Source organism: Nocardioides sp. Z43_10 (genome assembly GCF_059766615.1).
Genome location: NZ_JCBAJY010000005.1, coordinates 215,171 through 229,763 on the forward strand (window position 1 = coordinate 215,171; position 14,593 = coordinate 229,763).

General features: G+C 72.6%; 10 protein-coding genes and 1 riboswitch. Of the genes, 7 read left to right on the forward strand and 3 right to left on the reverse strand.

Annotated features, from left to right (window positions below):
- Positions 1-3 precede the first annotated feature (3 nt).
- Positions 4-846 (forward strand): formate dehydrogenase accessory sulfurtransferase FdhD, encoded by an 843-nt coding sequence (locus tag AC6EI4_RS11350; RefSeq protein ID WP_498451501.1) that lies wholly within the window; start codon positions 4-6, stop codon positions 844-846.
- A gap of 5 nt (positions 847-851) precedes the next feature.
- On the opposite strand, the gene AC6EI4_RS11355 is transcribed toward AC6EI4_RS11350, so the two are convergent.
- Complete coding sequence (locus tag AC6EI4_RS11355) at positions 852-1,007, reverse strand: hypothetical protein (RefSeq protein WP_498451502.1); 156 nt, start codon at positions 1,005-1,007, stop codon at positions 852-854.
- Between the two features lie 90 nt (positions 1,008-1,097).
- On the opposite strand from AC6EI4_RS11355, the gene AC6EI4_RS11360 reads away from it, so the two are divergent.
- From AC6EI4_RS11360 to AC6EI4_RS11385, 6 genes are all read left to right on the forward strand, one after another.
- A complete protein-coding gene (locus AC6EI4_RS11360) occupies positions 1,098-2,273 on the forward strand; it encodes an exonuclease SbcCD subunit D (RefSeq protein WP_498451503.1) in 1,176 nt (391 codons plus the stop codon).
- Complete coding sequence (locus tag AC6EI4_RS11365; RefSeq protein ID WP_498451504.1) at positions 2,270-5,269, forward strand: AAA family ATPase; 3,000 nt, start codon at positions 2,270-2,272, stop codon at positions 5,267-5,269. Before AC6EI4_RS11360 ends, AC6EI4_RS11365 begins: the two co-directional genes overlap by 4 nt.
- Positions 5,270-5,398: 129 nt before the next feature.
- The gene (locus AC6EI4_RS11370; protein ID WP_498451505.1) at positions 5,399-5,947 is read left to right on the forward strand and encodes a DUF6318 family protein; all 549 of its coding nucleotides are present in this window, start codon (positions 5,399-5,401) and stop codon (positions 5,945-5,947) included.
- 317 nt (positions 5,948-6,264) lie between these two features.
- Entirely contained in the window at positions 6,265-6,822 is a 558-nt protein-coding gene (locus AC6EI4_RS11375; protein WP_498451506.1) for a hypothetical protein, read from the forward strand.
- Between the two features lie 85 nt (positions 6,823-6,907).
- Entirely contained in the window at positions 6,908-8,428 is a 1,521-nt protein-coding gene (locus AC6EI4_RS11380) for a TldD/PmbA family protein (protein WP_498451507.1), read from the forward strand.
- On the forward strand, positions 8,428-9,825 hold the full coding sequence (locus tag AC6EI4_RS11385) for a metallopeptidase TldD-related protein (RefSeq protein ID WP_498451508.1): 1,398 nt from the start codon (positions 8,428-8,430) through the stop codon (positions 9,823-9,825). The genes AC6EI4_RS11380 and AC6EI4_RS11385 overlap by 1 nt, the downstream gene beginning before the upstream one ends.
- 250 nt (positions 9,826-10,075) lie before the next feature.
- Here AC6EI4_RS11385 and AC6EI4_RS11390 read toward each other — a convergent pair whose 3' ends face one another.
- The gene (locus tag AC6EI4_RS11390) at positions 10,076-11,434 is read right to left on the reverse strand and encodes a serine hydrolase domain-containing protein (protein ID WP_498451509.1); all 1,359 of its coding nucleotides are present in this window, start codon (positions 11,432-11,434) and stop codon (positions 10,076-10,078) included.
- The gene (gcvP, locus tag AC6EI4_RS11395) at positions 11,431-14,268 is read right to left on the reverse strand and encodes an aminomethyl-transferring glycine dehydrogenase (protein ID WP_498451602.1); all 2,838 of its coding nucleotides are present in this window, start codon (positions 14,266-14,268) and stop codon (positions 11,431-11,433) included. The genes AC6EI4_RS11390 and gcvP overlap by 4 nt, the downstream gene beginning before the upstream one ends.
- Positions 14,269-14,428: 160 nt before the next feature.
- Positions 14,429-14,538: riboswitch (glycine riboswitch) on the reverse strand.
- Positions 14,539-14,593: the final 55 nt, after the last annotated feature.

A 14,593-nucleotide genomic window follows, 5' to 3' on the forward strand; every position in this document is an offset into this window, starting at 1 on the left:
CCCGTGACAGGCCTCGGGGACGGCAAGCCTCGGCGTCCCGGTCCGACCGTGCGGACCCGGGTGCGGGAGCTGACACCGGACGGCGAGCGTCACCACGAGGACCGGCTGGCCACCGAGGAGCCGCTGGAGATCCGGCTCGCCTGGCCGGGACGTGCGGCCGAGCGGGTCTGGGTCACCATGCGCACGCCCGGCCACGACTTCGAGCTGGCCGCGGGCTATCTGATGCACGAAGGGGTGGCGGGTCCGGGACATCTCCACACGGTGGCGTACTGCACCGACAGCGACCTCGAGCCCGAGCAGGAGTTCAACGTCGTGACCGTCACGCTGAGCGCTCCCCCGGCCTCCGACCCGACCCACCGGCACGGCGCGATGAGCGCCGGCTCGTCGGCCTGCGGGGTGTGCGGCAAGGACAGCATCGCCGCGGTCCTCGACGTCCCCCGCCCGTCCCCCTGGACCGGTCCCCTGCCCAGCCCGGACGTCGTACGAGGCCTGCCCGAGCGGCTGCGCGTCTCCCAGCGGGTGTTCGCGCGCACCGGCGGCGTGCACGCGGCCGGCCTGTGCACCGCCGAGGGCCGGATGCTCGTCGTGCGCGAGGACGTCGGGCGGCACAACGCCGTCGACAAGGTCACCGGCGCGCGGGTCCTGGCGGGCGCCGCCTCGGCCGACGCCTGCCTGGTGGTCAGTGGCCGGGCCGGCTTCGAGCTGGTGCAGAAGGCCGTCGCGGCCGGTGTCGGCTCACTGGTGGCGGTGGGCGCACCGACCAGCCTCTCGGTGCGGCTGGCCGAGGAGTCCGGGCTGGCGCTCTACGGCTTCACCGCCGAGAGCCGCTGCGTGCGCTACAGCTGAGCGCGTCACCCACCGCCGTTGTCGCCGCCCAGCGAACCGGGCCGGTCGTCGCGCACCGTCCCGTCGCAGGCCGGGTCCAGGCAGCGTCGCTCGGTGCTCGGGTCGGCGCCCGGCGGCAGGGCCACCGGTCCTCCGCAGCGCGGGCAGGTCAGCTCGTCCATGCCTCCACGCTAGCCCGTGTGACCAGGGCCGAGGGCGCTGAACGGCGTGGGCTCCGGCGGACTGTCGGCGGCCTCTTCTACGGTCTTCTCGTGCGCATCCTCCACACCTCCGACTGGCACCTGGGGCGTTCCTTCCACCGCGAGGGCATGCTCGAGCACCAGGCTGCCTACGTCGACCACCTGCTCGCGGTGGTGCACAGCGAGCAGGTCGACCTGGTGGTGGTGTCCGGGGACGTCTACGACCGCGCGCTGCCGCCGGTGGACGCCGTCCAGCTCGCCGACGAGACCTTCGCCCGCCTGGCGGCCTCTCGCGCCCAGGTGGTGGTGACCAGCGGCAACCACGACTCGGCGCGCCGGCTGGGCTTCAACTCCCGGCTGATCGACGCTGCGGGCGTCTTCATCCGCAGCGACGCCACCACCGTCGGCACCCCGGTGCTGCTCGACGACGAGCACGGCCAGGTCGCGGTCTACGGGCTGCCCTACCTCGACCCCGACGCCGTCCGCGAGCCGTGGGCGCTGACCGGGCGCTCCCACGAGGCCGCGCTCGGCGAGGCGATGCGCCGGGTCCGCACCGACCTGGCCGGCCGCGCCGGCACCCGCTCGGTGGTGATGGCGCACGCCTTCGTCGCCGGCGCGGAGCCGAGCGACTCCGAGCGCGACATCAGCGTGGGCGGGGTGTCGATGGTGCCCACCTCGTTCTTCGACGGCATCGACTACACCGCGCTGGGGCACCTGCACGGGCGGCATACGCTGCGCGACTCGGTGCGCTACAGCGGCTCCCCGCTGGCGTACTCGTTCTCGGAGGCCGCGCACCGCAAGGGCTCCTGGCTGGTCGAGCTGGGCCGCGACGGGCTGGGCAGCACCGACTTCGTCGAGGCGCCCGTCCCGCGTCCGCTGGCCCGGGTGCGCGGCGAGCTGGAGTCGCTGCTCACCGACCCCGAGTTGAGCGTGCACGAGGGATCCTGGCTGCAGGTGACCTTGACCGACGACGTGCGTCCGCTGCAGGCGATGGAGCGGCTGCAGCGCCGTTTCCCGCACACGCTGGTGCTCGGCTTCGAGCCCGCCGGCGGCGGTGCCGTCACGGTCGCCGGTGCCGCGGTGCAGGGGAAGTCCGATCACCAGATCGCGCTCGACTTCGTCCGGGACCTGCGCGGCGCCGACGCGTCCGAGGCGGAGTCGGAGCTGCTGCTCGACGCCTGCGACAGCTGCTGCGACGACCGTGACCTCGACGTCAGCGTGCCGCTCGCCTCGGGGGACGCGCCGTGAGGATCCACCACCTGCAGGTCACCGCGTTCGGCCCGTTCGCCGACACCGCGGAGGTCGACTTCGACGAGCTCTCCGAGTCCGGGCTGTTCCTGCTCGCCGGGCCCACCGGCGCGGGCAAGACCAGCATCCTCGACGCGGTCTGCTTCGCACTGTACGGCGACGTGCCCGGGGACCGCAGCGCCGCGCGACGGCTGCGCTGCGACACCGCCGCGCCGGGGGTGGCCCCGCGGGTGGTGCTCGACACGACCCTGGCCGATCGGCGCTTCCGGATCACCCGCTCCCCGGCCTGGGAGCGCCCCAAGAAGCGCGGCAGCGGCACCACCACCGAGCAGGCCAAGGTGCTGGTCGAGGAGCGCCAGGGCGCCCAGTGGGTGCACCTGTCGAGCCGCAACGACGAGGCCGGCCATCTGGTCACCCACCTGCTGGGCATGAACATGTCGCAGTTCACCCAGGTCGCGATGCTGCCGCAGGGGCAGTTCCAGGCCTTCTTGCGCTCCCGCTCCGAGGACCGTCAGAAGCTGCTGCAGAAGCTGTTCCGCACCGACCGCTTCGCCGACATCGAGCGCTGGCTGCGCGATCGGCGCATCGAGCTGCGCAAGGGCTGCGAGACCCGGCGCGCGGACGTGGTCGCGGTGCTGGGGCGGATCAGCGAGTCCGCCGACGAGCCGACGCCCACGGAATGGGAGGAGTCGCTGGAGTCGGCCGCGGAGGACGGCACCCTGCGTAGCTGGGCGGTCGACCTGCTCGGGCGTGCGGAAGCCGACCACCAGGACCTCGCGGCGTCGCTGGCCGTCGCGGTCCCCGCGGAGCGTGTGGCCCGGGAGTCCCTCGAGGAGGGGCGCCGGCTGCGCGAACGCCGGGAGCGGCACGCGCGCGCCCTATCCGCGCTGGAGGCGCTGGACGCCCGCGCGCAGACGGCGGACGAGGGCCGACAGCGTCTGCAGCGCGCCCGCCGGGCCGCCGCCGTGCGTCCGCTGCTGCGGCTGAGCGCGCAGACGCTCACCGCCCGCGAGCGCGCCGCCACGTCGGCCGCCCAGGCCCGCAGCGAGGCGGCAGCGCTGCTGGGAGCCTTCGACGTGGACGCCAAAGACGTCGAAGCGGCCTGCGAGCGTGCCCGCGACCAGCTCGCCGCGGCGCGTGCGCTGCTGCCCCGCGAGGCGGACCTGGACCGCGTCCGCAGCGAGCTGGCCACCAGCTCCCAGCGCATCGAGGCGCTCTCGGCCGAGATCACCCGTCTCTCCCAGCGCGGTGAGCAGCTGCCCGGGCGACTCGAGCAGACCCGAGCGGCGCTGGCTGAGTCGCTGGCGGCCGAGACCCGGGTCGCCTCGTTGGAGTCACGCCGCACCGAGCTGGAGAGGCAGCGGGAGGCCTGCCGCCAGGTCGCTGCTCTGGAGCCGGCCCTCGAGGAAGCCCTCGCTGCCCTGAGCGAGGCCGTGGACCGCACGCAGGCGCTGCGCGAGCGGTGGCTGTCGCTGCGTGAGGCTCGACTCGAGGGCATGGCCGCGGAGATCGCCGGCCAGCTCGCCCACGGCACCTGTTGTCCGGTGTGCGGGTCCGAGGAGCACCCGCTCAAGGCGGTACCGGCCAGTGGTGCGCCCAGCGAGCGTGACGAGAAGGAGGCCCGCAGGACGCACGAGGACGCCGAGATCGCCCGGCTCGCCCACGAGCAGCAGGTCCGCGACCTGCAGACCCAGCTGGCCGGCGCCCGGGCGGCCGCCGGGTCCCTGGTCCGCGCGGACCTCGAGCATCTCCTGGCCGAGGTGAGCAGCGAGCTGCAGGAGTGCCGGCGCCTCGGGGCCCAGGCCGACACGAGGCGGGGGGAAGTGACGCGCCTGGAGCAGGAGGTCGGCACGGTCCGCGAGCAGGTCACCGCGCTGGGCCAGCAGCTGTCCGCGTGCGAGGCGACCCGCCAGGCCCGCGAGCGGGAGGCCGCCGGCATCGAGCGCGAGCTCGGCGCCGTCCTCGCCCGAAGCGGGCACGACGCCCTCGCGCCCCTGCTGAGCGAGCTGGGTGAGGCCGACGACCTCCTCAGCGATGCCCTGCGCCGGATCCAGGAGCTGGACCAGGCCGAGGAGCGTGTCCAGGAGACCCGGGAGTCGCTGGCCGCGTGTGCCCTCGAGCACGGATTCGACGACGTGGCCGACGCCGAGCGCGCCCTGCTCGGTCAGGACGACTGTGACGACCTGCAGCGCTTCCTCGAGGCCTACGACCGGGAGCGCTCGGGGGCGCTGGCCCAGCTGGCCGACCCCGAGCTCGTCGCCGCGGTCGAGTGCGAGGAGCCCAACCTGGCGGCGCTGGCATCCACCCACGCGGATCTGGCCCGCTGCCTGGCCCAGCTGCAGAGTCGCGCAGGCGTCTGCGAGGCGCGGGTACGCCGGCTGCGGACGCTCTGCGAGGAGCTCGATGCTGCGCTCGCCACGTGGGAGCCCGCGCGGGCGTCGTACGGCGTGGCGGAGCGGGTGGCGTCGTTCGTGGAGGGGAAGTCGGCCGACAACCGGCTCAAGATGCGCCTCTCCGCGTACGTGCTCTCCTACCGTCTGGGCCAGGTGGTGGCCGCGGCCAACGTCCGGCTGGCGACGATGTCTGACCAGCGTTACGCCCTTGAGCACACCCACCACAAGGGCGCCGGCGAGACCCGCGGCGGGCTGAGCTTGATCGTGCGCGACGCCTGGTCCGGGGAGCAGCGCGACCCGGTGACACTGTCGGGCGGTGAGACGTTCGTGGTCTCGCTGGCGCTGGCTCTGGGGCTGGCCGACGTGGTCACCCAGGAGGCGGGCGGAGCCGACCTGGGCACGTTGTTCGTGGACGAGGGCTTCGGCTCGCTGGACCCCGAGACGCTCGACGACGTGATGGACACCCTCGATGCGCTGCGCGACGGTGGACGGGTGGTGGGCGTGGTCAGCCACGTCTCCGAGATGCGGGCCCGGATCCCGGTGCAGCTGCAGGTGGACAAGAGCCGGACCGGGTCGACGATCCGGCTGCTCCGCTCGGCCTGACCCGCATTTCTTGCGGGGCCGTTGTCCACAGTTCCGGTCGCGGGCCTGTCGCTGCGCGCTCTGATCTCACTACCTTGGACCTGCGCCGGCTCCTGGGCGGCGGCTCTCGCAGACAGTGAGGATCCCGACGTGAACCTGCGCTCTCGCACCGTCACCGCACTGCTGCTGTGCCTGCCCCTGCTGCTCACCGGCTGCACCGGGAACGATGAGGAACCCGAGGCCAAGCCGCCAGCCACATCGGCGGCAGCGACGACGCCGAGCGCGACGCCGACAACTGAGCCCTGGGCGCTGCAATCGGAAACCGGCATCAGAGCCTTCATCGAGCACTGGGCTGCCCTCATTTCTGAGGCGTCCGTGACAGGAGAGACCGAGCGTCTGGATGCAGTGGCCCAGGCCGGATGCCGATCGTGCGAGGCCGTCTCCCAGTACCTCCAGGATCTTTACGCCGATGGCGGGCGAGTAAAGACCGGCGAACACCGAGTACTGCAAGTCGGGCGCTTGCCACCTGGGGCGTCGCTCCGCAGACCGGTGGTCGCGGCGACGATCCACAAGCCTCGAGAAATTGTGTTCCGCCACGGCCGAAAGACGCTGGTACCGGCGGCGCGCTTGGCCTACCAGTTCGATCTCCGGTGGAGCGGCAAGGACTGGAGAATTGCACAGATGGGCCGCATCGAATGAGGCCTCGACGGCTTGCACTGGCAATTCCGCTAGGTGTTCTTAGTCTGGCGCATCCAGTGCTGAGCAGTGCCGAGCCCGGCGGCAGTACGAGCGGGGACGTTGATCCGTCACAGGAGGGCGTCTCGGTGCACGTCGAGGTAGTGAGGAATCCGGCGACCTCCAACTCAGGTGCTGGATCCGCTGGTCAGACGGCTGGAGCACCGGCATCCGGCGGTGTTTCGTACTCCTACACGCCGACATGCAATGCGTCGGGTGAGATCAATCCCGGGCTCTACGAGTGCAGCACGGCAATCGACTGCGGCGACGAAGGCGTGATGATGACCGTCACCCAGCACAGCCCAGGCGCAGCCGACTCCTTCGCGGGCTACACCTGCGCCGAGCCAGGCGAAGCCGCCGCTGCCGCTGCCGCTGCCGCCCCGACCATCACCCCCGGCATGATCACCCGCGCCTTCCGCCGCGTCCCCCTCCCCGAATCCACCCTCACCGTCCAACCCCCAGGCGGCGAGACCCTCGTCAACTTCGACACCCTCTTCTCCACCCAAGCCGAACCCTTCGCTCACACCCTGACCATGCTCGGCCAAAGCGTCGAACTCGACATCACCCCCACCACCTTCACCTGGAAACACGGCGACGGCACCCACCAGACCAGCACCACCCCCGGCACCGCCTTCCACGACAGCCTCCCCATGGACACCTACATCTCCCACCAGTACGAAGACGCCGACCTCACCGTCCACCCCTCCGTCGACACCACCTGGACCGCCCGCTTCCGCCTCAACAACGGCCCCTGGCAACCCGTCGACGGCACCGTCACCATGACCGGCGACCCCGCCACCCTCACCGTCCTCGAAGCCAGCCCCCGCCTCTCCCGCTGATCCGCCGCCCCCTCCCCCGCCCTGCGAGGCAGGCTCCCGCCAAACCCGGGCGCCACCCAGCTCTCCGGTCGACTAGGTTTCCTCCATGAGCGACTCGGATCTCGACCCGACCTTCCTCGCGCTCCCCTACCGCGCCCTCGGCGATGCAGCCCTCCAGCGCGCGCGAGATCTCGGCGTCAGCCACGCCGACTTCCGCTTCGAGCGGCTGCGCCACCAGTACGTCGGCGTGCGCGACGAGGTGCTGCAGACCGCGGCGGACGCCGAGGACCTGGGCTTCGCGGTCCGCGTTATCCACCGCGGCGCCTGGGGCTTCGCCTCCGGGATGCTGCTCACCGTCGACGAGGCCCGCCGCGTCGCGGAGACCGCCGTCCAGGTCGCCTTGGTGGCCGCCAAGATGACGTCCGAGCCGGTGGAGCTCGCCCCCGAGCCCGTCTACGACGACGTCACCTGGCTCTCGGCGTACGACGTCAATCCGCTCGACGTCCCGACCGCCGACAAGGCGGCGCTGCTCATCGACTGGTCTCGCCGTCTGCGCGCCCACGACGCCGTCCAGCACGCCACCGCCGGTGTCCAGCAGGTGCAGGAGAACAAGTACTACGCCGACCTGGCCGGCACCCGCACCACCCAGCAGCGCATCCGCCTCCAGCCGTTCTTCGAGGCGATGGGCACCGACGAGACCACCGGCGTCTTCGACTCGATGGCCAGCCTCGCTCCCCCGGTCGGCCGCGGCTGGGAGTACCTCACCGACGGCAGCTACGACTGGGACGGCGAGCTGGCCGAGGTCCCCGGGCTGCTGGCCGAGAAGCTGCGGGCCCCGAGTGTCGAGGCGGGCCGCTACGACCTGGTCATCCACCCCTCGAACCTGTGGCTGACCATCCACGAGTCGATCGGGCACGCCACCGAGCTCGACCGCGCGCTGGGCTACGAGGCGAACTACGCCGGCACGTCGTTCGCCACCTACGACAAGCTCGGCACCCTCCAGTACGGCTCGCCGGTCATGCACGTCACCGGTGACCGCACCACCGCGCACGGCCTCGCCACGATCGGCTACGACGACGAGGGCGTGCAGACCCAGACGTGGGACATCGTCAAGGACGGCGTCCTGGTGGGCTACCAGCTCGACCGAGCGATGGGCCGGCTCCATCCCGAGCTGAACGCCGGCCGCTCCAACGGCTGCTCCTACGCCGACTCCGCCGGTCACGTCCCCATCCAAAGGATGGCCAACGTCTCCCTGCAGCCCGCCCCCGACGGCCCCAGCACCGAGGACCTCGTCTCGCGTGTCGAGCGTGGCCTCTACGTCGTCGGCGACAAGAGCTGGAGCATCGACATGCAGCGCTTCAACTTCCAGTTCACCGGTCAGCGCTTCTACCGCATCGAGGACGGCCAGCTCAAGGGCCAGGTCCGCGACGTCGCCTACCAGGCGACCACCACCGAGTTCTGGGGTTCGATGGAGGCCGTCGGCGGGCCGCAGACCTGGATCCTCGGCGGCGCGTTCAACTGCGGCAAGGCCCAGCCCGGCCAGGTCGCCGCGGTCAGCCACGGCGCCCCGACCTCGCTGTTCCGCGACGTACGCATCCTCAACACCACCGAAGAGGCCGGCCACTGATGACCACCACGCCCCCGCGCCCGCAGGACCTCGTCGAGCACGCCCTCGCGACCTCCAGCGCCGACGACTGCATCGCGATCGCCTCCCACGCCACCAGCGCCAACCTCCGCTGGGCGAACAACACGCTCACCACCAACGGCGTGATGCAGGCGCTCTCGGTCACCGTGATCTCCTTCGTACGGCGCGCCGGCGGCGTCGCCACCGGCTCGGTGAGCGGCAGCGCCAGCTCACTGGAGCAGGTCAGCACGCTCGTCGAGCAGGCCGACGCCGCAGCCCGCCTCGGCGAGCCGGCCGAGGACGCCGCCGACCTCGTCTCCGGCGCGGCCGCCGCGGACTGGGACGACGCGCCGGTGCCCACCGACATCCACGTCTACGACGCGTTCGCCCCGGCCCTGGGCGAGGCGTTCGGGCGGGCCCGCGGGCAGGACCGGGTCCTCTACGGCTTCGTCAACCACGAGCTGACGACGACCTACCTCGGCTCCAGCACCGGCCTGCGGCTGCGCCACGTCCAGCCCACCGGTCACTACGGCTGCACCGGCAAGAGCGCCGACCTCTCCCAGAGCGCCTGGGTCGGCGGGGCGACCCGCGACTTCACCGACGTGGACGCGCTCGCGATGGACGAGACGCTCGCCCGGCGCCTGTCCTGGGGCAGTCGCCGCATCGACCTGCCCGCGGGACGCTACGACACCATCCTGCCGCCCATCGCTCTGGCCGACCTGATGATCGACGCCTACTGGAGTGCCGGCGCCCGCGTCGCGCACGAGGGGCAGTCGGTCTTCAGCCGACGCGGCGGCGGCACCCGCGTCGGCGAGCAGGTCGCCAGCCCGGGCGTCACCTTGTTCAGCGACCCTGCCTTCCCGGGACTGGAGAGCGCCCCGTTCGTCACTGCCGGCGCCTCGGGCAACACCTCGTCGGTCTTCGACAACGGCCTCCCGCTCGCCCGCACCGACTGGATCCGCGACGGCCTGCTCACCTCGCTGCTGCAGACCCGCCACTCGGCGGCGATGACGGGGCTGGCGGTGACCCCGATGATCGACAACCTGGTCCTGGAGGTCGACGGCGCCACCGGCACCGTGGACGACCTGGTCGCCGGCACCGAGCGCGGCCTACTGCTGACCTGTCTGTGGTACATCCGCGAGGTCGACCCGCAGACCATGCTGCTGACCGGCATCACCCGCGACGGCGTCTACCTCGTCGAGAACGGGGAGATCACCGGGGCGGTCAACAACTTCCGGTTCAACGAGAGCCCCGTGGACCTGCTCAACCGGTTCTCGCACGCCAGCGCCACCGGTCCGGCGTTCAGCCGCGAGTGGGGCGACGACTACTTCTCGCGCACCGCGATGCCGGCGCTGCGGGTGCCGGACTTCAACATGTCGAGCGTGTCCCAGGCCCTGTGAGGGGCCAGCACGCACGCCAGCCGGGTCGTGTGCCTGAGTACGCGCTCTGACGCGCCGTCGGGCACACGACCCGGGCTGCGCCGTACGCCCCGCCGGGGCTCCGCGCCGTCCGGCCCGGCGCGGCGACTGACCACGCGAAACCCGCACCTCCCACGTGTTCCTTCACGTGGGAAGTGCGGGTTTCACGAGTTAACTTGTGAAACCTGCGCGCTCCTGGGGCGAGGTGCGCACCATCCCAGCCCCCGCCGGCTCAGCCGGGGACGCCCCCGGGCACCGGGGACTCCGGGTCGTAGGGCACCCGGGTGAACAGGAACGTGCGGATGTCCAGGTGGGCGATCGAGCCGTCCGGGCGCCGCACCACGCGCAGCTCCTCGCCGCGGTGGTGGCCGTGGGTGCCGATGATCCGCCCGTCGCGCACCGCGAACCGGTAGACCACCACCCCACCCTTGCGCGCCAAAAGTTCCACGCCACGTCGCCGGTTCTCCAGCTCGAACACGAACCGGGTGTAGCCCCAGTGCCAGACGCCGGGCAGGCCGGCCAGCTCCGGCGGCACCGCGGCCACCGGTCGCCACGGTGCCGGGATCGTGGGCTCGCTCGTCTCCAGCTCCTCGAGCAGCCGCGCGGCCAGCGCGGCGGCGCGCAGGCCGGTGGTGCCGTTGGCGAAGCCCACCACGCCCTGGCGCCGGACCCGGTCGACGAAGCACGTCGCGACGAAGCCGGGCATCGACCCGGTGTGCCCCACCAGGGTCCCGGAGCCCCCGGGGAACATCTGGAAGCCCAGGCCGTGCGCGTAGCCGATCCCGCTCGCGAGCTCCCCCGAGCGCGGCACGAACGCCTCCTCGAGCCGCTCGAGGCTCAGCACGTCCGGGTGTCCCCGCAGCAGGAACCGGGTCCAGGTCCCCAGGTCGTTCACCGTGCTCCACAGCTGACCGGCCGGCGCCATCGCGCCGGTGTCGGGGTGCGGCTCGCGCAGCAGGGTCCGCTCGTAGGGGTGCACGCTCCAGCCCTCGGCGTGCACGCCGTGCGCCTGGTACGACGTCCGGTCCATCCCCAGCGGAGCCAGCACCCGCTTCTGCAGTGCCTCCCACCAGGAGCGGCCGGTCAGCCGAGCGACCACCTCGCCCAGCAGGCCGTAGGCGAGGTTCGAGTAGTGGAAGGAGCCCTCGGTGCCCCGGGCCGCGTCGGCCCCGTCGTTGGCGGCGGCCAGCTCCTCGAAGGGCCCGTTCTCGGAGCGCTCCCACCACGGCCCGTTGGGCTCCGACTGCAGCCCGCCGGAGTGCGCCAGCAGCGACCGGATCGTCCGGTCGCCGTAGCCCACCTCGCCGAGCACGGCGCCGAGCGTGTCGTCCAGCGACAGCCGGCCCTCGGCGACGAGCTGGAGCACCAGCACCGCGGTCATCGTCTTGGTGATGGAGCCGATCTTGTACTGGGTGTCGCGCGGGTCGCCGGGCACGTCGCCGTACCCCTCGCACCAGACGAGCTCGCCCTCGCGCAGCACCCCGGCGACCACCGAGGGCGCCCGGTTCTCCACCTGGGTCTGGGCCAGCGCCAGCCGGAGCCGGTGCGCCGTCGAGTCGAGCACCGCACGCGTGGGACGCATCGCGCTCATTCGGCGAACGCCTCGAGCGGCGGGCAGGCGCAGACCAGGTTGCGGTCGCCGTAGGCCTGGTCGATGCGGGCCACCGGCGGCCAGTACTTGTCCGGGTCGATCCCGGCCGGGAAGACGCCGAGCTCGCGCGGGTAGCTACGCTCCCACTCGCCCACCAGCGCGCGCGCCGTGTGCGGCGCATGCCGCAGCGGGGACTCCTGGGGCGTCCACTCCCCCGCGGCCACCCGGTCGATCTCGGCGCGGATCGCGATCATCGCGTCGACGAAGCGGTCGATCTCGGCCAGGTCCTCGGACTCGGTGGGCTCCACCATCAGCGTGCCGGCGACGGGGAACGACATCGTCGGGGCGTGGAAGCCGTAGTCGACCAGACGCTTGGCGACGTCGTCGACGCTGACGCCGGTCTCCTTGCTCAGCGCCCGCAGGTCGAGGATGCACTCGTGGGCGACCAGCCCCCGGTGACCGCGGTAGAGCACCGGGAAGTGCTCCCCGAGCCGCGCGGCCATGTAGTTGGCCGACAGCACCGCGGTCGCGGTGGCCCGAGTCAGCCCCTCGGCCCCCATCAGCCGGACGTAGGCCCAGGAGATCGGCAGGATGCCCGCCGATCCGTACGGCGCCGCGCTGATCGGCCCGATCCCGTCGCGCTTGTCGGCCTCGGGGTGCATCGCGTGCGAGGGCAGGTACGGCGCCAGGTGCGCGCGCACCGCCACCGGGCCGACGCCCGGTCCCCCGCCACCGTGCGGGATGCAGAACGTCTTGTGCAGGTTGAGGTGCGACACGTCCCCGCCGAACTCGCCGGGGCGGGCGTAGCCGAGCAGCGCGTTCAGGTTGGCACCGTCGACGTAGACCTGCCCGCCGTGCTCGTGCACGATCTCGCACAGCTCGGTGATCGAGTCCTCGTAGGCCCCGTGCGTAGACGGGTAGGTGACCATGATCGCGGCCAGGTCGTCGGCGTGCTCGGCGCACTTGGCGCGCAGGTCGTCGAGGTCGACCGCGCCGTCCTCGCGTGCCCTGACCACCACGACGCGCATCCCGGCCATCACCGCCGAGGCGGCGTTGGTGCCGTGCGCCGAGGACGGGATCAGGCACACGTCGCGCGCGGCGCCGCCGTGGGCGCGGTGGTAGCCGCGGATCGCGAGCAGCCCGGCGAGCTCGCCCTGCGAGCCGGCGTTGGGCTGGATGGAGACCCGGTCGTAGCCGGTGACCTCGGCCAGCCAGCCCTCGAGGTCCGCGACCAGCTGGCGGTAGCCCGCGGCGTCCTCGGCCGGGGCGAACGGGTGCAGGTCGGCGAAGCCCGGCAGGCTGATCGGCTCCATCTCGACGGTCGCGTTGAGCTTCATCGTGCACGAGCCGAGCGGGATCATCCCGCGGTCCAGCGCGTAGTCGCGCGCCGAGAGCCGACGCAGGTAGCGCAGCATCTGGGTCTCGCTGTGGTGCGCGGCAAACACCTCGTGGGTGAGGTACGCCGTGGTGCGGCGCAGCGGGTCGGGCAGCCGGTCCTCGCACGCCCGGTCGAGAGCGTCGACGTCCACGGCCAGGCCGAAGGCCTTGAGCACGCTGGTCAGCGTGGAGCGGCTGGTGGTCTCCGAGGTCGAGATGCCGACCCGGTCGGCGTCGACCAACCGCAGGTGCAGACCCAGCGCGCGGGCGGAGGCGACCACGTCGGCGGCCCGGCCGGGGACCCGCACCGAGATCGTGTCGAAGAAGTCCCGGTGCTCGATCTCGAGGCCGGCCGACTCCAGGGCGGCGGCGATCACCGCGGCGTAGCGGTGGGTGCGGGTGGCGATCGCGCGCAGCCCGTCCGGCCCGTGGTGCACGGCGTACATGGCGGCCACCACGGCCAACAGCACCTGGGCGGTGCAGATGTTGGAGGTCGCCTTGTCGCGGCGGATGTGCTGCTCGCGGGTCTGCAGCGCCAACCGGTAGGCGGGGCGTCCCTCGGCGTCGACCGAGACTCCCACCAGCCGTCCGGGCAGGTGCCGCTCGAGCCCGGCGCCCACCGCCATGAAGCCGGCGTGCGGGCCGCCGTAGAACAGCGGCACGCCGAAGCGCTGCGAGGAGCCCACCACCACGTCGGCGCCGAGCTCGCCGGGCGCCTCGAGCAGGGTGAGCGCCAGCAGGTCGGCGGCGACCACGGCCAACCCGCCACGCTCATGGACCTGCCCGATCACCATGCGGGGATCGAGGATCCGGCCGGAGGCGCCGGGATACTGCACCAGCACTCCGCTGACCGGGGCGTCCCCGCCCGGCAGGCCCTCGCCGAGGTCGGCGACGACGACCTCGATGCCCATCGCCTCGGCGCGGGTGCGCACCACGTCGATGGTCTGCGGCAGCGCGTCGGCGTCGACGACGAACGGGCCCGAGGCCTTGCGGTTCGCGCGACGTACCAGCGTCATCGCCTCGGCCGCGGCGGTGCCCTCGTCGAGCAGGGAGGCGTTGGCGGTGGGCAGGCCGGTCAGGTCGCCGACCACGGTCTGGAAGTTCAGCAGCGCCTCGAGGCGGCCCTGCGAGATCTCCGGCTGGTAGGGCGTGTAGGCGGTGTACCAGCTGGGGTCCTCGAGCACGTTGCGCCGGATCACACCCGGCGTGATCGTCGCGTGGTAGCCCAGCCCGATCATCGCCTCGGCCGGGCGGTTGGAGGCGGCCAGGGCCCGCAGCTCGCGTGCGGCGACCTGCTCGCTGACCGGCCGCGGGAGGGACAGGGTGGCGCTGGAACGGATGCCGCCGGGGACGGCGGCGTCCATCAGCTCGTCGAGGGACTCGAAGCCCACGCGGGCGAGCATCGTGGCCACGTCGTCCTCGCGAGGCCCGATGTGGCGCTGCGCGAACGGCGCCACCGCGTCGAGCTGCGCGAGGGTGGGGCGGTCGGCCGGCTGACCCGCCTCGGGGGACGGACTGCTGACGGGATCGGACACGAAGGCTCCTCGATGACGGTCGTCCAGGACGCCTCCCCCTCTGTCACGCCCGCGCCACGTGCGCGGGCCGCTTCAGAGTCGCCTGCTCCGCACGGTCCGGGCGCCTGAGAGGTTCCGGGGAGGAATTGCCCCTTCGGCGCTCCGTCCGGCCCTGGTGCTCTCGGCCGGCGGAGACTCTCCCGTGCGGGATCGTCAGCCCTGCGAACCTACCATCTGCCCACCAGCGCCGGTTCAACCGAACAAGCCC